The organism is Paracoccus sp. PAMC 22219 (assembly GCF_000787695.1).
Classification (GTDB): domain Bacteria; phylum Pseudomonadota; class Alphaproteobacteria; order Rhodobacterales; family Rhodobacteraceae; genus Paracoccus.
In genome coordinates this window covers 1-21158 of the sequence record NZ_BBPH01000128.1, presented here as the reverse complement: position 1 = coordinate 21158, position 21158 = coordinate 1, and the positions used below count along the sequence as shown (strand labels likewise).

Sequence of the window (21158 nt, the reverse complement as noted above, 5' to 3'; positions counted from 1 at the left end):
GTCCCATGTTCGATTTCATGCCGCTGCTGCTGACGGGCTTTGCAAATATCCTGAACCCCCAAACGTTGGCGCTAGCCGCCGCCGCTTGTCTGGGCGGGCTGATCATAGGCGCACTACCCGGACTGACCGCCACGATGGGCTTGGCGTTGCTGACGACGATGACGCTTCACATGGAGGCATTCGATGCCATCCTGATCCTGATCTGCACCTATGTCCTGGCCATCTACGGCGGCAGCCGTAGCGCGATCCTCTTGAACATTCCCGGTACGCCCTCTTCGGCGGCTACCGCGCTGGACGGCTATGTCCTGGCTCGACAGGGCAGAGCCGGAGAGGCAATGGGATTGGCCACGATCGGGTCGGTTCTTGGCACGTTAGTGGGTATCTTCCTGCTTGCGATCATCACGCCGCCCTTGGGCGAGTTTGCCTTGTCCTTTGGTGCTTATGAGTTTTTCTGGCTGGCCTTGGCCGGGGTGATGCTATCGGGCAGCCTGTCTGGGAGCGATCCGATCAAGGGTTGGATTGCGGGTATCCTGGGTTTGTTGGTCGCCATGATCGGGCAGGAACCGGCCTATGGTTACCCTCGATTTACATTTGGGTTTCCCGAACTGACGGGCGGTATCCAGCTGCTGCCGGCCATGGTCGGTGCGTTCGGTTTCGCCGAGGTTCTGTATGTACTGCGCAGCAAGGCGAATGCTTCGATCAGTGACGCCTCGGATCGGATCGTGCCGCGTCTCGTGCAGGTCATAGCACTGCGCTGGACCATCCTGCGATCTGGTATCCTGGGAACGTTCGTAGGCCTGCTGCCCGGTGTTGGGGAGGATATCGGCGCGTGGGGATCCTATGCTTTGGCAAAGCGCATGTCGAAAACCCCTGAAGAGTTTGGACGCGGATCGGTCGAGGGGTTGACCGCGGCAGAGACTGGTAACAACGCGGCCGTTCCCGGTGCACTCATCCCGGTCCTGACTTTGGGCATTCCTGGGTCTGGCGTCGCCGCTGTTCTGATGGCCGCGCTGATCATCCACGGTGCACAGCCCGGCCCGCTGATGATGACCACGGATCCTCAGATGATCTACAACATCATTGCAATGCTCTTTGTCGCGACGCTCGGTATCCTCATCTTCGGTCTCAGCCTTACGCGGCTGATGATCCTGGTCCTCAAGGTCAAAGACACATGGCTGATGCCAGTGGTGGCCGTACTGTGCCTGGTCGGACCCTATGCGATCCAGTCCAGCTATTTCGACATCTGGGTGGTCGTGGCCTTCGGGGTGATCGGCTTCGGACTCCGGCTCATGAACTATCCCATGGCGCCGCTGGTTCTGGGCATTGTTTTGGGGACCATCCTGGACAGCAACCTTCGGCGGGCATTAACGCTGGCAGACGGCAATTTCTCCAGCTTCTTCACCCGACCGATCTCAGCAGTCCTTTGTGCCATCGTAGTGACGATGATCCTGGCGCAGATTGGCCCCGTACGTCGCGCCGCGGGCCGGGGGTGGCAAGCCGTTCGCGGGGGCCAGTCATGATCCCCGTGACTGGCGCGACCCGGTTCATCGTGATGCTTGGGGATCCCATTGCCCAGGTCAAGACACCCACCGTGTTTCAAGAGTGGGCTACCGCGAACGGTCAGGATATCATCATGGTCCCAATGAGGGTGTCGTCTACTGACCTGTCTGTCACATTACAGGCAATTCGAGGATGGGCGAACTGCTGCGGTGCAGTTATCACTTATCCCCATAAACAAGCCGCCGCCGCCGCCGTAGATCATGCGTCGAGAGCGGTACGGATGGTGGGCGCCTGTAACGTGATCCGACGGGAACCTGACGGCGGCTTGTCAGGAGATATCACTGACGGCGCCGGGTTCGTAGCGGCGCTCCGATCTAACGGATTTGATCCCTTGGGCCAGGATATCCAACTGATCGGCGCAGGTGGGGCAGGTTCGGCAATTGCATTTGCATTGCTGGAAGCGGGGACGGCACGCCTTGTCATACGCGATCAACGACCACAGCAGGCCGAAACGCTGTGCTTTGAGCTGAAAGAGCTTTTTCCCAAGGTGCCGGTCTTGACTGAAGTGCCTGCCAATTTTGACTGCGCCCTGATCTGCAATGCGACACCAGTCGGGATGGGCGGGGACGCAGCACATCCATGGCCATTGGAGACACTTGCGCAGACTTGCCTTGTAGCAGATATTGTCCCTGACCCTCCGATGACTGCATGGCTCAATGCGGCGGAGAAGTGTGGTCACAAGGTCCAAACCGGTCCAGACATGGTCAAGGCTCAACTACCGGCTGTTGTCGGATATATCCTGAACCATTCTCAGCGAAGTTAAATCCACCAGAAATTATATATGTTTTGATGATAGCACGTGTGCTCTGCCGACGCCTATTTGCAGGAGTTGGCGATTGAGGTCGATAGATGCTTACTTCAATCCAACCCTTCGGGTTCACTCCATATGCGGCTCAGATACGAATGGAAATTGACAAACCTGTTTCTGCCCGCCCAACATGTCAGGATTAATTTCACCGGCGGACTATTTCCGGGATGCTAGTCTTATAAAGTCAAGTTGAGAGGTCTCTACCCGCTGCCGTACCTGTCGATGCACCAGGACCAGACGGCATCGACGGCACTTCCGGACGGGGATGACCGCTTCCGCACCAGGTGGAACCCCGTCTCGGCATCGAACCCGGCGTTGCCGAGGTTCAAAAGGCGCCCCGCATCCAGATCCGCCTGGACAAAGGCCCGGCACGCGATCGCGATCCCCTGGCCTGCCAGCGCCGCGTCCAGCGCCAAAGATGTCTGGTTGAACACCGCACCGGGTATCTTGACATGTGTCCCGAAGTATCTGGACCAGTAGTCGTAGCCGTCATGCAGAAGCGGAAAGCCGGCGATCTGATCGGGTGCTGTCCTGGATGAGGGCACGCCCGGCAGGTGCGGGCTTGCCACCAGGACGAGCTCTTGCGGGAACAGAAAGCGGGCCTCCAATGCGGACGGGAACGGGGGACGTGCCTCCCTGATCGCAAGATCGACCTGATCGCGGTCGAAATCCGAGATACTGGTCGTCGCCACGGTGCGAAGTTCCACCGATGGAAGCGCCGCCTGCAGGGCCGACAACTGCGGGATCAGCATCCGGGTCGCGAAGGTCGGTGTAACGCTGATGGTGACCGCATCGGCACGATGCTGCAGCCGGTCGGTAGCAGCGCTCAGCAAGGCGAAGGCGCGCGACACGTCAGCAAGGTACGCCTTTCCTTGTCCCGTCAGCGCGACGCCACGGGGCAGCCTGTGAAACAGCGGAAGGCCCAGATGATCCTCCAGGAGCCGAACCTGCTGCGCGACCGCACCTTGCGTAACGCCCAACTCCTCGGAAGCCGCACGGAAGTTCAGATGGCGCCCGGAGACCTCGAAGGCGCGAAGGGCATTCAGTGGCGGCAGCGTTCTGGGGGAGATCGACATTTTGATCCTGCAGATTTTCTCCTGGATAGCGGTGTTTTATCTCGCGCGTAAGGCTCCGCGACATCGGTCATAAGGGGCGTGATGCCCCGACCGTTGGGCAGATCGATACCTCTTCCATTTTCCTGCAGATCGGGACCGCCATGACTGCCCACCGTCCACTTCTGATGCCGACCTCCTATTCGGTGATCCTGGCCGTCAGCGGCACGCATCTGATCAATGACTTGATCCAGTTCCTGCTGCCAGCGCTCTATCCGGTGCTGAAGACGGAGTACGCGCTCAGCTATTTTCAGCTGGGACTGCTGACGCTGGCGCAGCAGATCACGGCCTGCTTTCTGCAGCCGATCATGGGTCTGTACGGCGATCTCAGGCCCAAACCCTACATGCTGGCAGTATCCATGGCGGTGGTGGCTGTGGGCGTCGTGATGTTGGCGCTGGCCAACTCATTCGCACTCCTGCTCGCGGCTGCTGCGGTGCTTGGCATCGGTTCGGCACTGTTTCACCCTGAGGCCTCGCGCGTCTGCCGCATGGCCTCGGGCGGCAGGTTCGGTTTCGCGCAATCCAGCTTTCAGGTCGGCGGCAACACCGGGACCGCCCTCGGGCCCCTTGCCGCGGCACTGTTCGTTCTGCCCTTGGGGCAGGTCAGCACGGTGTGGTTCGGCCTGCTTGCCGTAATCGGGTTCGTGATCCTGATCCGGATCGCGGGCTGGTTCGCAAATCACCAGAGGATGCTGAAGTCGGCCGGAACCCCGCGGACAGAGGGCCCGCAACTGTCACGTCAGCGTCTGATCCTGGCATTCGCCGTGATTGGCGCCCTGCTGCTGAGCAAGTTCGTCTACATCGAGACCTTCAAAAGCTACTATACCTTCTTCCTGATCGAACGGTTCGGGATGGAGATCCGCCAGGCCCAGACCATCCTGTTCGTTTTTCTGGGCGCCGTGGCCGTCGGCACATTCTTCGGTGGTCCCATCGGGGACCGGATAGGCCGGAGGAGGGTGATCTGGGTGTCCATCGTCGGGGCACTTCCGTTCGCACTGCTGCTGCCCTATGCGAACCTCTGGGGGGTGATCGTCCTCAGTATCCTCGTCGGCCTGATCCTGTCGTCGCATTCTCAGCGATCGTGGTCTACGCCCAGGAGCTGATGCCGCAGAAGGTCGGCATGGTGTCCGGCTTCGTCTTCGGTTTTGCGTTCGGGGTCGGGGCGCTTGGCGCAGCCGCCCTTGGGGGGATCGCTGATCTGGTCGGCATGCAGCAGGTGTTCAACGCGCTGTCGCTGCTGCTGTTTCTTGGATTTCTGACCGCGCTTTTGCCGGACATCGAGTGAAGCCTATCGTGGTCGTTTGAGGTGACGGGGCGGCCGAGGTCAGCGCCTATTGGCTGATCGCAACCGAGGATCCACTGTCACGCGCAGAGCAGCAGGTGTTCAACTTGCCAGCAGGTCTGCTCAAAGCGTAAGCACGGCGCACCGACATGACTGAAAGCAGGGCAGACCGACATGATCCGGCGCGTAGTTCGATCCCTGGGTCCCGCGATACCCGTGGGCAACCCGAAGGAGGCGTTGCGCGCCGGGTTGGGGGCATTGATCGGCTTGGTCGTGGCGGGCGCATTCGTCCTGGCTGCGTCTGCAGAGGTCCATCTGGGACTCTTCCTGATCGCGCCATTCGGGGCCAGCGCCGTGTTGATCTTTGCAGTGCCCAGCAGTCCGCTGGCGCAGCCATGGTCTGCTGTGGTCGGAAACACGGCTTCTGCCTTTGTCGCCATCGTCGTCTGTGCTGCACTTTCCGACCCCGTCCTGCGGATCCCCGGGGCGGTGGGTGCTGCCATTGCGATCATGATCGCGTTGCGCGCCCTTCATCCGCCCGGTGGCGCAGTCGCGATGACCGTGGCCATGAGCCCTGATCTGGTCCAGGAGAGCGGACTGTGGTTCGCCTTGAGCCCGGTTGCTCTTGGAACCGCGATCCTAGTTGTTGTGGGTGTCCTCTATGGGCGCGCCACCGGGCGCCATTATCCGTTTCGCCAGTACGAACAGATCAACCCACAGGGCACATCTGATCATGTCGCAAGCGAACGCCTTGGCCTGTCTGAAGATGATCTGGTGAATATCCTGGCTCGCTATCGACAGTCGCTGAACCTGGGTGTCGAAGATCTGGCTCGCCTCATTGCCGCAGCGGAAGTCACGGCTGCAGGACAGCGAACCGGCAGCACCAAAGTTTCAGATATCATGTCGCGTGATTTGATCATGGTCGGTCCGAACACCTCCTTGCACGATATCGCAGCCTTGTTTCTTCGGCATGAGTTCACTGCATTACCCGTGGTCGAGGCTGGCGGGCATTTCCTCGGAGTGATCTACCAGCGTCATTTGCTCGGCGGCGCGCGGTTTCGCCATCCTGAATGGCTGGAACGTATTCGAGGCGCTCGTGCACAGAGGAGCCGCACTCCGTCACGGGCAAGTCAGATCATGGAACAAGATGGCCCCACCGCGTCTGCCGACACGCCAATCGCTGCGCTCTTACCGCAAATGGCTGACGGGAAATGCGATGCAGTACCTGTCATTTCAGCAGGTCGCATCGTCGGCATCGTGACCCGAACCGATCTGATCGCCGCGTTGTCGAGATCCAGCCTTGCGGCCCCGGATCGTTAACAGACCCTCGTCAATACCTGGAAAATCCACTTGGGGCCCAAAGGCGTTAGCAGTCTGTACGAGGCAGGTCGCCCAAAGACCCGCGTCGTACTGCGAAAGATATATCAGCCATCCTGCCGATATAGACCGCAGACTTAAAGAGAGACGACATAATGCTGCGTGTTTGCTTGCTAGCCCTGATCCCCGCATTCGGCCTGAACGGTCTCGCACAAGCGGAGGATATCTCTACGCATGTTCTGAACATTTCCACCGGAACCGGCGGCGCCGGTATTCCTGTGACGCTGGAAATGAAAGAGGGAGACACCTGGACCGAGATCGGGACGTCGACCACGGGTGAAAACGGTCGGGTCGAGGGCTTCGATATCGAGACAGAGGTCGCGACTTATCGGCTGGCTTTCGACCTGTCGAATTATGCCGATCTGGGACAGACCCCATTTTTCCCTGAAATCGACGTCATCTTTCAGGTGCAGGATGCAGACCGGGAACACCACGTCCCCGTTCTCGTCAGCCCATTTGGATACTCGACCTATCTGGGGAATTAATGACACGATCGTCAAGGGCGGCACGCCCCTGCCGATCACGCGCTGATGTTCCGAAAGGCGCTTATATGTCGGCCTTGATAGCGGACGGTTTCAGAACAGCTGTTGCGGGAAAATGCCCCGCTCAGCTGGAGGGAGTTGCCGAGCGGGGCCGGGTGACAACAGGGAATGCTGTCGAACACAACCTAAAAGAGTATCGATAATCCAGCGATCCCTTAAATTGTACCGACACGTTTTCCTACTGAAGGGCCCGCCGAGCGGGCGCGCCTTGACGTCAATGCATTGTCGCTTCGGTCAAGTCTTGCTCTTGTCGATTAAGCCAGGCTTGGTTGGGTCTTCCGCGACTGCCGCGTAAGGACGGTTGCCGCCGGGAACAGCAGGGTTTTTTTCATTTAAGGCATGGTCAGGCACTTCGGGATGCCGTTCTGTCTTCGCGGCCTCTTGAACCTGATCAGTGGGGGTCGGTTTCGGTTGGTCTTGCGTCATGACATTATCCTCCTGAACCTCAACAGATGGCTGGATCCAATGTTCCGCAAGGTGGTTTGCTTTGTCTGACCATTATCCTGACATTTACCGAGTATCTTTCGACTTCTAAACCCTATGGGAAGCTGCATTGCCAGACGTGCTCGATCTGGAGGCCCGGCGTATCGATCTGTTCGCCTGCACCCCTGACCGCGAGTTTGCCGGCATCAATGATCTCTCACCGTAGAACGCGCGCCGGTAGAACGAGAAGACCGATGCTTGCCGCGGAACCCGCGCTGCCAACGAAGGTTCGTCTTTATATCAAAGGCGCGGCATGACCGCGTGATCGTAAGGGACTGACCTCGGCATGAAGTACGCATTGATCGGCTTGCTTGCTCTCGGGGGATGCACGACACCGCCCGTTTCCGATTTCGGCACTGCCGATGAACATTTCTACAAAGGGAATGCCTGGTACATCGCCGATCGTCGCGGCCAACTGGAGGTCGCCTTGATGGCTGCCGGCATCGAGGATCCGGAGATGGAGTATCGTGGGGCTGCCCGCGACTACCTCCTCAGCAATCAGCGTGTATGCTCGGTTGGCCCCGGTCGTTCCGGAGGAGAAGGGCGATACCTGTTCAACTACTCTTGCCGCTGATGGGACATAATAAGCGCTGTCTGCTGACGTTACCCCCGACTTTCATCCATCGTAGATGAGACCCCGCGGGGTGAGAGCTGCCGGTTTTGGTAGGTTGCGCAACGTGGGCTGGACCGAAGCTTTGCAGATTGCGCAGCATTAGGCCCCGTTGCGGGGTAAAGGTTTGGCCGTACTCAGCAGGTGTCTGCCAGCTGAGGCATGAGTGTGCGCGTTCAGTTCCGTAGCCCGTGCGCCAGAAGGCCAGTGCGACGCGCGCATGCTGCAATGAAGGAAGCAGCGTCCCGTTTAGCAGTTCGTTGCGCCGTGCGGACAAGGGATTCGACGCTGCTGAGTGCGTTGCCAGCCTGCGCCAAGTTTGCCCCACGTCCCACATGCCGCGTCCCCAAGTGGTTCAGTGGCGCAGCAATAGAAAGCCAGGGACCCGATATTAAAGAGCCCTGGCTCTCGAACTCGTAATCTGCAGCGAGGCTGCAATGAGATCATCCAGATCGCGTTGCAGCTGACTCAGTGCGTGTCCTAACCCGAACAATCGGCTCAAAGCATCTGTCGAAAGTGTCAAAGTCACCCCCGTCTTTCGCATTTCGTCCAATGTTGCCCGGTATCCCCGGGTCGCGGGCACCAACGTATTGATGTTCTCTTGAACTTCAATGCCGGACAATATGCGGCTTACATTACGTAAAGTCTCGGCACCGCTGAGTGCCGCGTGCCTCCACGAACCTCCAGCGTCCGCGTAGAGCGCATCATCACCCGCGCCGCGTGCGGCTCGTCGCAACATGTCTACATCGTGGCGAACGCGCTTTAATACGCGAAGAAGACGCTGTCCATTGGGGGCTCGGCCGAAAGAGACCCGCCGTTCGCTGACCGCATCTTGGACAAGATTTTCTAGTTCCAGTAAAGTCCTTCTCACATCGCTGGTTCTCGCAATAAGCGCCTCTTCCCCGGTTCCATCACCGGGCGCGATGGCCTTGAGTTGATCTGCCAGAAGATCAGCGAGGCGACTGCCTGTTTCAACGACTGATCTGGAGGCTCGGACGGGCAGTACAAGCATGGAGATCAAGAGGCCGATACCGCATCCCAGAATGACGCTCAGTAGCCGTTCACTGGCAAGAATATATGGTCCAGCTCCAGGCCCGGGGGCGCCCAATATCACGATGACTGCAGTAACGGGTGCTATTTGGAACCCAATCGAAAAAGCCGCGAGAACTGCCATTGGCGCTAGAGCAACTGCCAGCGAAATCCCGTTCATAAGTAGATCCATGGGCTGGATCACAAGGATCACGCAAGTCGCATAAGCGGCGCCTATTAACGAGCCTGCACATTGTTCAAATGCCTTGGTGAGCGAGCCACCAATATTGCTTTGCGTCACGACGATGGCGCTGATAACCGCCGATAACTCCACCTTTAGGCCTAATATATAAACGGCAAGCAGGGTTGCTGCAGATGCAGTGACGACCCGTACCGCATAGACCATCCACCATTTGTTGCGGAACAGCCAATTTGTGAAGTTGAAAACGCTCATACCGCTTAGGCTCCGATAACTTTCCGCGTCCAACTCTAAATACAGGCGGGACTGAAACCCTTACCCCGATGTCAGAATAGAGCATTGCGAATAAAAATCGGCTGGCGGCCTCTCCAGTTTCATAATCGGATATACAGATCAGCCCGGAGGGATCGCCAACCTGTGAAATTACTTTGTCTTTGGTTTCAGGGCACTTACTGCGACCGCGTTTTTCATGCTAGGCGCAGCAGCGATCGTTTTTACGACGACTTTCTTGGGCTTTTTCTCGTCCCGTCGTCGCTTGGTCATACCTTTTGCCATGGTCCGGTTCCTTTATTTCACCGTCTATATTCGACGGCGAATTCACCATAGCCACTTCTGCGCGAAAGGCCATAGGCACAGCCTCTTATCTAGAGGATCTTTTCTCAGTGCTGGCAAAATTTTTTTATGTCTTCATTTTTTTTAGGGCACAGGCACAGATCCTGACGATCGCCAGAGGTTTGCAACTTTCAGTCCGGTCGTAAAATCGATGACGAGCCTTCATTTCGACATAACGCCCGGGACATATACTGTTCAGCAGTTTTTCGCAGAGACCTACTTAAGGAAAAAGGCGATGGTCATCGCCGTTCCAATAAGGGTGATGAATATGCGCAGCAAATCCATCCGCGTTATCTTGCGACTGGCACTTGCACCAATATAGCCACCAAGCGTTGCACTGACTGCCAGTGCTGCGGCTGGCTCCCAGGCAATCAGGTCTGCATATACAAATGTCATTGCAGAGATCAGCGACAGCAAGGCGGACAAGGCGCTTTTGAGGCCATTCATTCCGTGAAGATTGACGTAGCCTATCAGCCCCAAGGCAGCCAGAAGCATGATCCCCAACCCGCCATTGAAATAACCCCCATAGATGGACACTGCCAAAATGACGCCTCCAGACACGACATGGCCGGCATTGCCAATCCCCCGTTGGCGGATGGCAATCAAAAGACGCGGTCCTATGGCGAACAGGAGCGTGGCAAGGGCCAACAACCAGGGAACGATTGCCAGGAAAGCATCTCCGGGTGTCAGGATGAGCAGAACGCCCCCGATGATGCTTCCGATGGCAGCAATGACCAATGTCCCTATAATTCCAAGGGAGCCCTCTGCACGAATGTCGTTGCGGAAAGCCCACGCGCCCGATGCATAGCCGGGCAATGCGCTCAGGGTGGCTGTTGCATTGGCACTGACCGGGGGTACGCCCAGATAGACCAGCACCGGGAAGGTAATGAATGTGCCACCACCCGCAACGGCATTGAGAACGCCGGACGCAAATCCCGCCACAATCAGGAGTAAAAGCTCGACCATTTTTGGCATCCCCATAGCTTGTAAACCACAAGTGGCCTAAAAAGCATTGGTCTGCAAATTGGTCTGCAAGGAATGGTGCATCATGCGGGTAGCGGCTGTCGACAGTGCATTGAAGGAGCTGCTCGAGCGGTGCGCTCCGGACATCGGTGATCGCCTCCCAGCTGAACGGGACATCGCAGCTCAAATGGGGTGTAGCCGTCAGACCATACGCATTGCATTTGCCAAAATGGAGCATGCAGGCCTGATCTGGCGTCATGTCGGGAAGGGCACGTTCCGCGGGCCCGCGCCCCTTGATGTTCCTTTACGAGAAACGCTGCTTATCGCAGGAGCCACGCCAACCCATCTCATCCGCACAAGACTGCTTCTCGAGCCCTCCATCGCGGGGGAGGCGGCGAGAAGAGTGGATGCTACTGGCATTCAATTTCTCCAGAGAAAAGTTGAAGCCGGGAGGCGCTGTTCAAGTCGGGCGCAGTCCGAACAGGCCGATAGCCATTTTCACTATGCGATTGCACAGATCACGGGAAATCCGGTGCTTATCGGCCTCATGGGCTATCTGTCCAGCGCGCGCCGGCAGGCAACCTGGCAGCGAGCATGGGATCGAAGCTACCGAACCATGGCGCCCACCGAGTTCCAGGACGCCCATAGCGATGAGCACCAGCTAATTGCCGACGCTATAACCAGACGAGATCCACAATCAGCCAGCGCCGCGATGACACGTCATCTTGAAACAATTGCCGATGCCTTTATCGGGAAGGCCAAAACTGTTTGAGATGACATAATGAGTCTTTGAAATTCTGCTTGCCTAAGAAAGCCAGTTTCTCTGCATGGAGGAGAAGGCGTCCAATCAAAATATGAGGGAGAAACATTCGTCCCGTGTGTTAATGCCAGCAACAGTTCATATTAGTTAGGGCTACATTTTTGATCGACGTATGTGTGTCAAACCCTGAGAATCCTGCAGTGACCGGCGAACGGCAAAAGGGACATCGTACGGAGGCTGCACGCGGCAGAAGCTTACCACAAGAGGCGCAGACACGACGGGATGCGAGGAGGAACATTTTGTTCACCGAAAAACTGGAACGCCTCGAAGGCTTCGGTTACGTGATGCGTGGTACGCATGGTTGAAACACGTCCAACAACCATAGCGAAGCGACCCGGCCGCTCTTGCAAAGAAGGGGTGCCCTTTGTCCGGCCTGCATGCCAATCAGCGTTGCGCCCAAGAGAGAGCGCACAGGAATAACCAGATCCGTAGCAGCTTCCTTGGCCTCATGGCTCAACACACCCTGCTGAGCATTTTGATTGTCCACGGCAAAAACGACGGTCGCACCGCCAATCGCTAATGTTTTTGGAGCAGGACCTCGTATCACCCCTGAAGTCGACACCCGATGACGCAGGACATGCGTTAACAAGCATAATGCTCGATCCTGCGTCGGATCGCTGTCATTCACGTACTGGCGCATCTTCAGATAATCGCCTTCGACAAGCTGCCAGGAGCGACGAACCTGAAACAACGCTTGTTGTGTTGATTCACGCAGATTGGCGCAGTCATTGTTTCTGATGGTCACAATCTTCCCCCGGTGACATAATCGTCACTCCTGTTCCTTCCTGGAAATTAAGGAGTCCCCGGACGAGGCATAGGCGCTTCGGCGCCTTGACCTTCCGGGGTCAGAGGCGGTTTAGCAGTATGAAACGGAAATATGCCGCATGAACCATCATGGCCTGAGAAATAGATCGTCATCCAAATTTAGTCAACGTCTTTTAGGTTTAATTAACGCCGATTCCCATTTGGCGTCTTTTACCTGGTGCGAAGATATTACCGCTTCCTTAAGCTTATTGTGTCAGAAAAAAAATCACACAACGATAAGTTCACGTCGCCCTTTAATCTTTTGAATACGCCGATGCGCCAGGGGCAAAGGCTCTGCAAGCCCTTGACCCTGGAATGCAATCATAACCCGCAGATTGTCCGAAGAATTGTTTTCATCGTTTAAACGCAGCGGTACCCTTCTTGAGCGCGCCGAGACTGGGTCATCCGAACGTTCTGCACGCGAGGGTCCGTCAGTCAGATCACCACTGCTTCTGCGGCTTCAACCCGAAGAACCGTCAGGCTTCGCGTGGCGCCTGTCCGATCGTTCCAGCCAAACTGTGCGCCTTCACTCAGACCCAGTAGGGCAACACCAATAGGTGTCAGGACGGAGATACGCTGTTGCGAAATGTCGGCATCTTCAGGAGACGTGAGAACAACGACTTTTTCCTCGCCGGTTGCCTCGTCTCGATAGGTGACGCGCCTGCCCAGGGAGACGACGTTCGCCGGCAGCTTGTCCCGAGAGACCAGACGCGCACGACCAAGTTCACCGAAGAGCCTATCGGCAAGTGTGGGGTTGCTCTGGTAAAGCCGCTGCCCCAGGGCCTCGATTCTGTGGACGGTTGCTTGATCGAGGATGATCTTGGGCTGCCGACCGGGTCGGTTTCGAGAGTTCGTCATATGCTTGCTCACTTGTAGATCTGGTATGGGATCAACGCGACCGGCAGGTCGCTTAGTTCTCGATGTTCAAAACGACGGTGACGTCAAACTTGCCGTCTGAGCGCAGAAGCGCAGCTCTGTCCAAAACCTTCAGCCCGATGAGGGTCGCTCCCAACACGGAAGCAAGGTCAATGATACCTTCAGTCTGAGAATTTGCTTCACGGGGATGCAACACGGCTGCCTGTGCGCCTCCGCCGCTTGACATCCACGTCACCTTGGTCCCGACCCTTACGATACCACCCGCCATTCCATCGGGAACGACGGCGCTCTTGTCGAGCTTGTGGCTCAGGTATCTGGAAATATATTCGCCCGGCCAAGGGGTCGTTCTCGCGCGCTCGACGGCCGCGATGATGATTGGGATGTCGGCAGAAACCAACGTACAGCCGACGTGATCCTCCGAGGCCAGCCTCGACGGATTGCCCTGCAACGCAACTGGTATGTGAAGCATATCTCATTCGCCCTCTCACGCGATCCAGGGATCGCGGTGTCAATCTTTCAATACAGATGACGACCCAAGCGGAAGGCGACGACGCGCCTACTCCGCCCGGGGGAACGGGCGGTTCAGAAGAGGAAACCGAACATGATGATCAGATACCAGCATGCCCTATGAGATGGCCGCGACGCTTGGGGAGGTCAAGTGGCGTCACCCATTGCTCGCGAGTCCGTGCCTTATCTGCCACGCGCGCCATGATCAATTGCGGCTGTGAGGGTTGCATCGGACCGAGTAATTTGCTGAGAGATTGCGCAGTTGCACATCCGCACGGCATTTTTGAAGGAAAACGCCGCCATGAACAGCATGGATGAAAAGCTGCAGTCGGTTCTGGATCAGGTAATGGCGCGTAATGTCGGTGAGGCGGAGTTCCATCAGGCGGTTCGTGAGGTCCTCGAGAGCTTGGGCAGGGTTGTCGCCAAACACCCTCGTTACCTCGACGATGCACCCATCGAGCGGATCTGCGAGCCGGAGCGTCAGATCATTTTTCGTATCCCGTGGGTGGATGACCAGGGGCAGGTGCGGATAAACCGCGGGTTCAGGGTCCAGTTCAACTCTGCCCTTGGACCTTACAAGGGCGGTATCCGGTTTCATCCCTCCGTAAACGTCGGGATCATCAAGTTTCTCGGGTTCGAGCAAACCTTTAAGAATGCTCTCACAGGTCTGCCGATCGGCGGCGGCAAAGGGGGATCAGACTTTGATCCCAAAGGTCGCTCCGACGCTGAGATCATGCGGTTCTGTCAATCCCTGATGACAGAGCTGCACCGACATATCGGCGAGTATACGGACGTTCCAGCCGGTGATATCGGCGTGGGCGGCCGCGAAATTGGCTATATGTTCGGCCAGTACAAACGCCTGACCAATCGTTACGAGGCTGGCGTCCTGACGGGCAAAGGGTTGTCCTATGGGGGATCTCGCGCCCGGACCGAAGCCACCGGCTATGGCAACGCTACTTCATCCAGTCGATGCTTGCCACCAAAGGGACGGACTTTGAGGGCAAGAGGGTCGTCGTCTCAGGCTCCGGAAACGTCGCTCTCTATAGCATTCAGAAGGTTATGGAGTTCGGTGCGACAGTCGTCGCATGCTCTGACTCCAGTGGGTACGTTGTTGACGATGCTGGGATTGATTGGGCTCTTCTGAAAGAGATCAAGGAAGTTCGACGGCAACGGATCTCCGAATACGCGAAACTCAAGGGCAACGGCGCGTGTTTTGTGCCCAACGGTTCGGTGTGGGATGTTCCTTGTGATATCGCCATGCCGTCGGCGACCCAGAATGAACTTTCAGGCAAGGATGCAAAAGCGTTGATCGAAAACGGGGTCATGGCCGTGGGGGAGGGCGCCAACATGCCCTGCACACCCGAGGCCATCCGCATGTTCCAGGACGCCAATATCATGTTTGCTCCGGGAAAGGCCGCCAATGCCGGCGGCGTCGCCACATCGGCACTCGAGATGCAACAGAACGCCTCGCGCGACAGTTGGACATTTGCACAGACCGAGGCGCGGCTCGCATCCATCATGCGCGGTATCCATGACACCTGTGCTGAAACGGCCGACGAATACGGTGCCCCAGGAAACTACGTCTTGGGTGCCAATATCGCAGGCTTCGTCAAGGTCGCGGAGGCAATGCGGGCCTTTGGCGTGATCTGATCGGAAGATCCGATACGCTGTTCACAGAGCTGATTACGGCTGAAGGCGCGGTCAATGTTGTGACCGTGCCTTCAGCCAAGCTTTCGTCGGTTGCTCGAAAAAGCGATTAGATAGGCGTTCTTCTGAATGTCGACTGCCGGTAACATCACGAACTGTCCAGCAATTAGCAGTCGCGTCGGAGACCCAGTATATTTTTAGCGGTCTGCTGGCGATGTTGAGCCGACTGACGGGCCTAAAGCCGGCAATGCAGCGATTAGGGCGGTGGGTAATCGGATATTTGGGAAGAAATGCACGATTGCTGGCACGCCCGAAGTCCGAACAGATAGCAAACAATGGCTACGAAAGCGTGGCCCTATGAACGGTCCTGAACCGGGAACAGATGCTGAAACGCGCCGGGCATCCCAGCAACATCCGACAGGCGACAGGTGTCCAGAACACCCATGAACGCCTCTCTCGCTTGCGAGATCACGGCAGGCAACCCGCAGCCCTGGGAGATACGGCATGTGCTGCAATCCACCAGGGGGTCGTCGCCTTCGGTGTGTCGGACGACTTGGCCGATGGTGATCTCGATGGCCGGGCGCGCCAGCTGCAGTCCACCCTGTCTGCCTCGGGTGGTGCGGATAAATCCTGCGCTTCCGAGGTCCTGAACGATCTTCATCAAGTGGTTCTGGGAAATGTCATGGGCCTCGGCAATCTGGCGGATCGATACCAGCCTGCCGTCGCTCGCTGCGAGATAGATCAACGCACGAAGGGCATAGTCGGTGTAGCGGCTCAATTTCATAGGACATGAATACAAGTATTTGCTTTGCATGTATAGAGCCGTATAGATGCATATGAATTGCATGTTTAGGAGAATCACATGGCTCGCCCGCTGTCCCTGCAGACCATCACGGTGGTGAAAGCCACCGTTCCCGCACTCGAGCAATACGGCCCATTGATCACCGAGACGATGTACCGGCGGTTGTTCGAAAACGACCGTATCGCCGCCCTGTTCAACCAAGCAAACCAGCAGAAAGGCACGCAACGGCTTGCCCTGGCGCATGCTGTTCTCGCCTATGCCCGCAACATCGAAAATTTGGAGGTTCTGGGCGCGGCGGTCGAACGGATTGCCCAGAAGCATATCGGCTACGCGATCCTGCCCGAGCATTATCCCTTCGTCGGCCAAGCCCTTTTGGGCGCCATTGAGGAGGTTCTCGGCGATGCCGCCACGCCCGACATCCTTGCGGCCTGGGGCGAGGCCTATTGGTTCCTGGCCGATCTGCTGATCGCGCGCGAAGCCGCTATCCGTGCCGAAATCGAGGCACAGCGCGGCGGCTGGACCGACTGGCGCCGCTTCACGGTCGCAGAGCGGCACGTCGAGGCCGAAGGCATCGTATCATTCGTGCTGCGCCCCGAGGATGGCGGTCCAGTCGTTGCCCACCGACCAGGCCAATATCTGACGCTGCGTTTTGACGCGGCCGGACTGCTCGGGGTCAAGCGCAACTATTCGATCTCCAGCACGCCAAGCGACGAAAGCTATCGCATTACCGTCAAGCGCGAGGCAGAGGGAGAAGCGTCCCGCTTCCTGCATGACCATGCGTTGGTGGGGACGATCCTGGAAACGACGCCGCCCGCCGGCGACTTCCACCTGTCAGACAATCCGCCGCGGCCGGTTATCCTTCTGTCGGGTGGGGTTGGTCTGACGCCCATGGTCAGCATGCTGGAAGTCCTGGCCCGGCGGCATCGGGACGTCCCGGTCCATTATGTTCACGGAACAAGCAGTCCTGCACACCACGCACTATCCCGGCAGGTGCAGGACGCTGCGACGCGCCACGGAAATATTGTCGTCAGTACTTTTTACGAGAGCGGCGCAGACGTCCCGGCCCATCCCGGGCGGATCAGCATGGATTGGTTGCGGACCAGCGTCCCGCTGACCGAGGCCGACATCTACTTGTGCGGGCCGCGTCCGTTTCTCCGCTACTTCGTTGCGGGCCTGAGGGAGGCGGGTGTTCCTGCCGATCGGATCCACTACGAGTTCTTCGGTCCCGCGGATGAGCAGATCGCGGCCTGATGGGTCGCACGACTGGCACGGGGAGATCTACCATGAAAATCGAGTTCGGGGGTGACCAGCCTGTCGTCGATGCCGCGCTGATCGCCCCGCTGATGGATATGGACGTGATCGGCTTTCAGGTTCTGATGCAGTCACGCTGCATCAGGACCGGAGTCGATGCCGGCAAGCTTCGTCTGACGTTTCAGTCACCAGACTGGCGCGTCAGACTGACTTGCTCCGGGGATGGCACAGTCCTGACAACGACACGGCTGAGATTGGCGCGGGATGGTGCGCACACAGCACTAACCGAATAAAACCCGATTTCGATATCCCATGCGTGGCGCGTGATGATCAAGAAGGCGTTAAACGTGCGGAAACGCGCGACTTTACGCGGTCTTTGCCGAAATCAGCCCTGAAGCCTAAGAATACTCGTAACGCTCGGCAGAATAGCCGGACCCCTCGCAGAACGCGCAACAGTGTTGCAGGCATATGGCTCGTTTCGAGAACAGCAAAATCGTAAATTTCGGGGCACATCCCGTAAGGATGCGCCCCGAATTAGTTTGCGAATATCTCTGAGCTCAGCGGGTCGTGCGGGGGGTGTCGGACCGTTCGTCGTCGATCTCGACTTCCGTGTGACGTACGCTGTCGGTCACCGTTTCCTGGCGCGTATCGCTGGTTTTGCGCAGGCTAACTTCCTCCACAACGCGCGCCTCTTTTGAGACGACCGCCTCCTCGACATACTCCTCGGCTTCGACTGTCCGGTCCTGGAACGCGGTGTCGACATCGGTGACGGCCCGATCAACCGGGCGGCGCTCCAGCTCAACGCGATCCTCGCGCAAGGTTACCGTTTCGCTAACCGGTTCCTCGACGGTGTATGCCCGGACGCGAACGCGACCGTGGCTGGTGTCTCGCTTGCCAACACGCAGTTGCTCTTCGACGATCGGAATGCTCTCGTCACCCGTCTTAGAGGAAGTGTCAGCATAGCTTCCGTCCGCCCCGACGGCTGACCCGACGGTCCTGGCTCCGGTCGCATGGGGGCTGACCTCATAGCCACCCCAGCCTTCCGATCGCCAGCTTTCTTCGCGCTCGGCCAGGTCCACGGTGCCTTCGTCATCCAGAATGTCGAGAACCTGGTCATAGTGAGCGGCCGTCAGGCCAGTCACGGTAACGAGAACCCCACCGCGCGACAGCCCCTCGGCATAGGTGTAGCGGTCTTCGTCGGGAAAGAAGAAATCGCCAAGGCTATCCCAGAATCCCTTATCGTCGGTCGTCGAGGCCCGCTGCTCCGTGGATTGGGCAGCACCCTCGACTGTTCGGATTTGCGTGCGCGATATCCCGAGCGTCTCGAGCCGCGATACGGCATTCTGGGCATCGGCGTTCGTATCGAACATGGCGGAGACGGACATGCTTCCGTGGGAAGTACCGGCTTCATTGTCATAGGTCATCGTGAGTTTCCTCTTCGCTGATGATTTGACCCTCAGTCTGAGGGCCGAGATGATCGATCACGGCGCGCTGGCGCCGGATAGTGACCGGAATGTTGGAAGTTTCCCGACGTTCGGTGCGGCGAACATGGATTTCTTCCCGCAAAACAAGCTGTCGCGTGATGACGATGCGCTCTTCGACCACGGGGATGATCGTGAGGTCCCCTTCAGTCACGATATCCGGGACGACGTCGATGTCCCGCTCGATTGGGACCCGAACCACATCTATTTCGACGTCGGAAAAATCGACAGGAACAAGGCTGTCCACCGTCTCGGTGACTGTCGAGACCCTGACCTTGTCTGTCACCCTCTTCTGCTTCGTGACCGTCAGCCGCTCTTCCATAAGCGGGACTGTCTGTTCGTCTTGGTTATGGTTCTGGTCAGAAGTCATCACATCCCTCCGTGATGCTCGACAACCTCACCGTCCACGGTTCGTTCCGGTTTCCGGGGGGCAATATAAGTTAGTCTCCATTATCGCCCCGCCGCGTCTCACGGAGACCCCAGCCATCCGACCTCTCGTGGATTGGGGCCAACGGACCGTTCGGGTCAGGCAATCCGGAGGGCGTAAGCCCACTTGGCATTTGGAGCGGAGATCAGGCTCCAGGATCCAAAGTCATGAACGGCTTGAGAGCTCTCCTCCGCAGGTTTTACATGCCCATAACGCTTACTTGGCATGCCTCAGCTTGGTTGTTACGCAAGTGTCATGAACGTATCAGTCTGGGAAGGGACGGCCATGGGCGAAGAGATATGGCTTACCATTCGCAGTGAATTCTCAGACGTCCCGGATCTATCAACGTTAACCCGGATCACGGTGCGCTTGGTCCTTGCAGCCATCTTGGGTGGCGTTCTTGGGTATGAACGAGAGCTGAAGGGTCGAAGCGCGGGTGTCCGCACTCATATGCTGGTTGCGGTGGGCGCGGCGCTGTTTGTCCTGGGACCTTTGCAGAGCGGGATGGAAATCGGGGACATGTCACGCGTCCTGCAAGGCATCGTGCAGGGCATCGGTTTCATAGGCGCAGGGGCGATAATGGTACGGTCGACAAGGCATCAGATCGAGGGACTGACGACTGCCGCAAACATCTGGGCCACGGCGGGCATAGGCGTCATGGCGGGTCTCGGGCTGGAAGCGACCGCCGTTCTGTCAGCAGTCATCGTCCTGATCATCCTCGCGGTGGTACCAATCGTGCTACCAAAACCGACTGCGTCACGTGGCGATAAAAATGACCGATGATGTACGAGAGTTTCAGACACTCTCCCGTCCAGAGGCTATAAATCCACCTCTCCCCGCATTCTTGCAATCAGATATGCATACAATTACCACTCGCACACTGCGACCGATGAAGAAGAAAGACAGTAGCACCCTTGACCGATCAGACAGCAAACAGACGGCATGAATGCTCCGCAGTCCCGTTCAGGGTGATCGATGACAAATCTGCTATGAAAGTCGGGTTGCTGTTGGCGGGGGTCGCCTTGGTTCTCATCGGGATCCACATCATCACGTACAGCATGATGTTCTTGCAGGGACACGGCAAGGATGGGTTTGCCGGTGTCATCCATTCCTTCGTGAACCTGGGAGGCGACAACTCAGTCTCGGAGAACCTCAATCACGGGATGCTATTCATCTGCTTCACATCCTTTCTCTATGTGTTCCACAAGACCAGATCCCGGTTGTCGCTGTTCCTGTTCTCGTTCTTCGCCTTTGCCTGGTTTGATGACTCCTGCCAGTACCACGAGCGGTTGGGAATAATTCTCGCGCATGCGTTCGAACTTCCCGCGCTCTTTGGTCTTCGGGAGAAAGACCTGGGAGAACTTCTGGCCTGGGTCCTGGCGGCAGCAATCCTGGCTTCAATGGGGGTGTGGGCCTACAGAGGCCGGCGCAGTGGCGACGGCACTGTCTTGAGGAGCATCGTGTACCCGATAGCCATTCTGATCTTCTGCGCAGTGGTCTTCGACATCGCCCATATCATGATAGAGGGACCGATGGCTGATGTCGTGTTCACGGCCCTAGAGGATGGCGGTGAGATGATGGCGATAGCGGCTGCGGCAACCGTATCGCTGGCAATTCAAGGAAGTTACGTCAAAATCTATCAGCGCGGGTGATGGCGACGCCTTGACGAAATCACCGTGTTCAACGGTGCCAAATAAGGTCGTGGTCTTGCCCCGGCTTCACCGGACACTCAGGCGGATGGGGTTTGAGCTGCAATGAACTCGCCGGGCGAGCGCATCTTCAGCCCTGAATGCGGGTGATTTTCGTCAATGTCCTCGATCCAGACCGACAATGCTAATCTCTTCCATGGATACTCCCTCCTTCCTGTGACGTTAACCCAACATCACTTTGGCACATCGCGATGCCGTCGGGAGGGGGCATCCACCCCATCAGTTCTGGGTGGAAATTAACACCGACTGCGGATTGA

General features: G+C 57.6%; 23 protein-coding genes and 1 pseudogene. 13 read left to right on the top strand and 11 right to left on the bottom strand.

Going from position 1 to position 21158, the window contains the following annotated elements; genetic code table 11:
• Nucleotides 1-5 precede the first annotated feature (5 nt).
• The gene (locus tag TY51_RS14155) at nucleotides 6-1520 is read left to right on the top strand and encodes a tripartite tricarboxylate transporter permease (protein WP_042250525.1); all 1515 of its coding nucleotides are present in this window, start codon (nucleotides 6-8) and stop codon (nucleotides 1518-1520) included.
• A complete protein-coding gene (locus TY51_RS21195; protein WP_081995062.1) occupies nucleotides 1517-2323 on the top strand; it encodes a shikimate dehydrogenase in 807 nt (268 codons plus the stop codon). Before TY51_RS14155 ends, TY51_RS21195 begins: the two co-directional genes overlap by 4 nt.
• 245 nt (nucleotides 2324-2568) lie before the next feature.
• Here the strand turns inward: TY51_RS21195 and TY51_RS14150 are convergent, their stop codons facing one another.
• Complete coding sequence (locus tag TY51_RS14150; RefSeq protein WP_042250524.1) at nucleotides 2569-3444, bottom strand: LysR substrate-binding domain-containing protein; 876 nt, start codon at nucleotides 3442-3444, stop codon at nucleotides 2569-2571.
• Between the two features lie 182 nt (nucleotides 3445-3626).
• Between TY51_RS14150 and TY51_RS14145 the strand changes: the two genes are divergently transcribed.
• From TY51_RS14145 to uraH, 4 genes are all read left to right on the top strand, one after another.
• The gene (locus TY51_RS14145; RefSeq protein WP_231559069.1) at nucleotides 3627-4583 is read left to right on the top strand and encodes an MFS transporter; all 957 of its coding nucleotides are present in this window, start codon (nucleotides 3627-3629) and stop codon (nucleotides 4581-4583) included.
• Nucleotides 4583-4765: a hypothetical protein gene (locus TY51_RS23545; RefSeq protein WP_231559068.1), complete on the top strand. Its 183-nt coding sequence runs from the start codon at nucleotides 4583-4585 to the stop codon at nucleotides 4763-4765. Before TY51_RS14145 ends, TY51_RS23545 begins: the two co-directional genes overlap by 1 nt.
• A gap of 171 nt (nucleotides 4766-4936) precedes the next feature.
• On the top strand, nucleotides 4937-6082 hold the full coding sequence (locus tag TY51_RS14140) for an HPP family protein (RefSeq protein WP_042250522.1): 1146 nt from the start codon (nucleotides 4937-4939) through the stop codon (nucleotides 6080-6082).
• Between the two features lie 152 nt (nucleotides 6083-6234).
• Entirely contained in the window at nucleotides 6235-6624 is a 390-nt protein-coding gene (uraH, locus tag TY51_RS14135; protein WP_042250519.1) for a hydroxyisourate hydrolase, read from the top strand.
• A 291-nt stretch (nucleotides 6625-6915) separates the two neighbouring features.
• Here the strand turns inward: uraH and TY51_RS22060 are convergent, their stop codons facing one another.
• The gene (locus TY51_RS22060; RefSeq protein ID WP_156118038.1) at nucleotides 6916-7107 is read right to left on the bottom strand and encodes a hypothetical protein; all 192 of its coding nucleotides are present in this window, start codon (nucleotides 7105-7107) and stop codon (nucleotides 6916-6918) included.
• Nucleotides 7108-7450: 343 nt separating this feature from the next.
• Between TY51_RS22060 and TY51_RS22055 the strand changes: the two genes are divergently transcribed.
• Nucleotides 7451-7738, top strand: coding sequence for a hypothetical protein (locus tag TY51_RS22055; protein WP_042250517.1), 288 nt, complete (start codon nucleotides 7451-7453; stop codon nucleotides 7736-7738).
• Here TY51_RS22055 and TY51_RS24585 read toward each other — a convergent pair.
• From TY51_RS24585 to TY51_RS14125, 3 genes are all read right to left on the bottom strand, one after another.
• Nucleotides 7719-8111, bottom strand: coding sequence for an integrase core domain-containing protein (locus TY51_RS24585; RefSeq protein ID WP_081995060.1), 393 nt, complete (start codon nucleotides 8109-8111; stop codon nucleotides 7719-7721). The genes TY51_RS22055 and TY51_RS24585 overlap by 20 nt on opposite strands.
• Nucleotides 8112-8165: 54 nt before the next feature.
• A complete protein-coding gene (locus TY51_RS21185; protein ID WP_081995057.1) occupies nucleotides 8166-9257 on the bottom strand; it encodes an FUSC family protein in 1092 nt (363 codons plus the stop codon).
• Nucleotides 9258-9830: 573 nt separating this feature from the next.
• Nucleotides 9831-10589, bottom strand: a complete 759-nt coding sequence (locus TY51_RS14125) for a sulfite exporter TauE/SafE family protein (protein ID WP_307537148.1) — start codon at nucleotides 10587-10589, stop codon at nucleotides 9831-9833.
• A 73-nt stretch (nucleotides 10590-10662) separates the two neighbouring features.
• Here TY51_RS14125 and TY51_RS14120 point away from each other — a divergent pair, with 73 nt between their 5' ends.
• On the top strand, nucleotides 10663-11349 hold the full coding sequence (locus tag TY51_RS14120; protein ID WP_042250514.1) for a FadR/GntR family transcriptional regulator: 687 nt from the start codon (nucleotides 10663-10665) through the stop codon (nucleotides 11347-11349).
• Nucleotides 11350-11674: 325 nt separating this feature from the next.
• Here TY51_RS14120 and TY51_RS22050 read toward each other — a convergent pair whose 3' ends face one another.
• The 3 genes from TY51_RS22050 to TY51_RS20395 all read right to left on the bottom strand — a co-directional run bounded on the left by TY51_RS22050 (nucleotide 11675) and on the right by TY51_RS20395 (nucleotide 13546).
• Nucleotides 11675-12142, bottom strand: a complete 468-nt coding sequence (locus tag TY51_RS22050; protein ID WP_156118037.1) for a hypothetical protein — start codon at nucleotides 12140-12142, stop codon at nucleotides 11675-11677.
• Nucleotides 12143-12636: 494 nt separating this feature from the next.
• The gene (gene rnk, locus TY51_RS21180; protein WP_231559067.1) at nucleotides 12637-13071 is read right to left on the bottom strand and encodes a nucleoside diphosphate kinase regulator; all 435 of its coding nucleotides are present in this window, start codon (nucleotides 13069-13071) and stop codon (nucleotides 12637-12639) included.
• 40 nt (nucleotides 13072-13111) lie between these two features.
• Complete coding sequence (locus TY51_RS20395; protein WP_052650232.1) at nucleotides 13112-13546, bottom strand: hypothetical protein; 435 nt, start codon at nucleotides 13544-13546, stop codon at nucleotides 13112-13114.
• Nucleotides 13547-13885: 339 nt separating this feature from the next.
• Between TY51_RS20395 and gdhA the strand changes: the two are divergent.
• Nucleotides 13886-15234: pseudogene (gdhA, locus tag TY51_RS14105) on the top strand (NADP-specific glutamate dehydrogenase).
• A 352-nt stretch (nucleotides 15235-15586) separates the two neighbouring features.
• On the opposite strand, the gene TY51_RS14100 reads toward gdhA, so the two are convergent.
• On the bottom strand, nucleotides 15587-16015 hold the full coding sequence (locus TY51_RS14100; protein WP_042250541.1) for an Rrf2 family transcriptional regulator: 429 nt from the start codon (nucleotides 16013-16015) through the stop codon (nucleotides 15587-15589).
• Between the two features lie 78 nt (nucleotides 16016-16093).
• Between TY51_RS14100 and hmpA the strand changes: the two genes are divergently transcribed.
• The gene (gene hmpA / locus TY51_RS14095) at nucleotides 16094-17284 is read left to right on the top strand and encodes an NO-inducible flavohemoprotein (protein WP_042250510.1); all 1191 of its coding nucleotides are present in this window, start codon (nucleotides 16094-16096) and stop codon (nucleotides 17282-17284) included.
• Between the two features lie 32 nt (nucleotides 17285-17316).
• Nucleotides 17317-17577, top strand: coding sequence for a DUF6522 family protein (locus TY51_RS14090; RefSeq protein WP_042250538.1), 261 nt, complete (start codon nucleotides 17317-17319; stop codon nucleotides 17575-17577).
• 264 nt (nucleotides 17578-17841) lie between these two features.
• Here the strand turns inward: TY51_RS14090 and TY51_RS14085 are convergent, their stop codons facing one another.
• The gene (locus tag TY51_RS14085) at nucleotides 17842-18708 is read right to left on the bottom strand and encodes a YsnF/AvaK domain-containing protein (RefSeq protein ID WP_042250508.1); all 867 of its coding nucleotides are present in this window, start codon (nucleotides 18706-18708) and stop codon (nucleotides 17842-17844) included.
• The gene (locus TY51_RS14080; protein ID WP_042250505.1) at nucleotides 18698-19135 is read right to left on the bottom strand and encodes a YsnF/AvaK domain-containing protein; all 438 of its coding nucleotides are present in this window, start codon (nucleotides 19133-19135) and stop codon (nucleotides 18698-18700) included. The genes TY51_RS14085 and TY51_RS14080 overlap by 11 nt, the downstream gene beginning before the upstream one ends.
• A 342-nt stretch (nucleotides 19136-19477) precedes the next feature.
• Here TY51_RS14080 and TY51_RS14075 point away from each other — a divergent pair, with 342 nt between their 5' ends.
• On the top strand, nucleotides 19478-19975 hold the full coding sequence (locus tag TY51_RS14075) for an MgtC/SapB family protein (protein WP_081995055.1): 498 nt from the start codon (nucleotides 19478-19480) through the stop codon (nucleotides 19973-19975).
• A gap of 131 nt (nucleotides 19976-20106) precedes the next feature.
• Nucleotides 20107-20844, top strand: coding sequence for a hypothetical protein (locus TY51_RS14070; RefSeq protein ID WP_197054772.1), 738 nt, complete (start codon nucleotides 20107-20109; stop codon nucleotides 20842-20844).
• The last annotated feature ends 314 nt before the right edge of the window (nucleotides 20845-21158 follow it).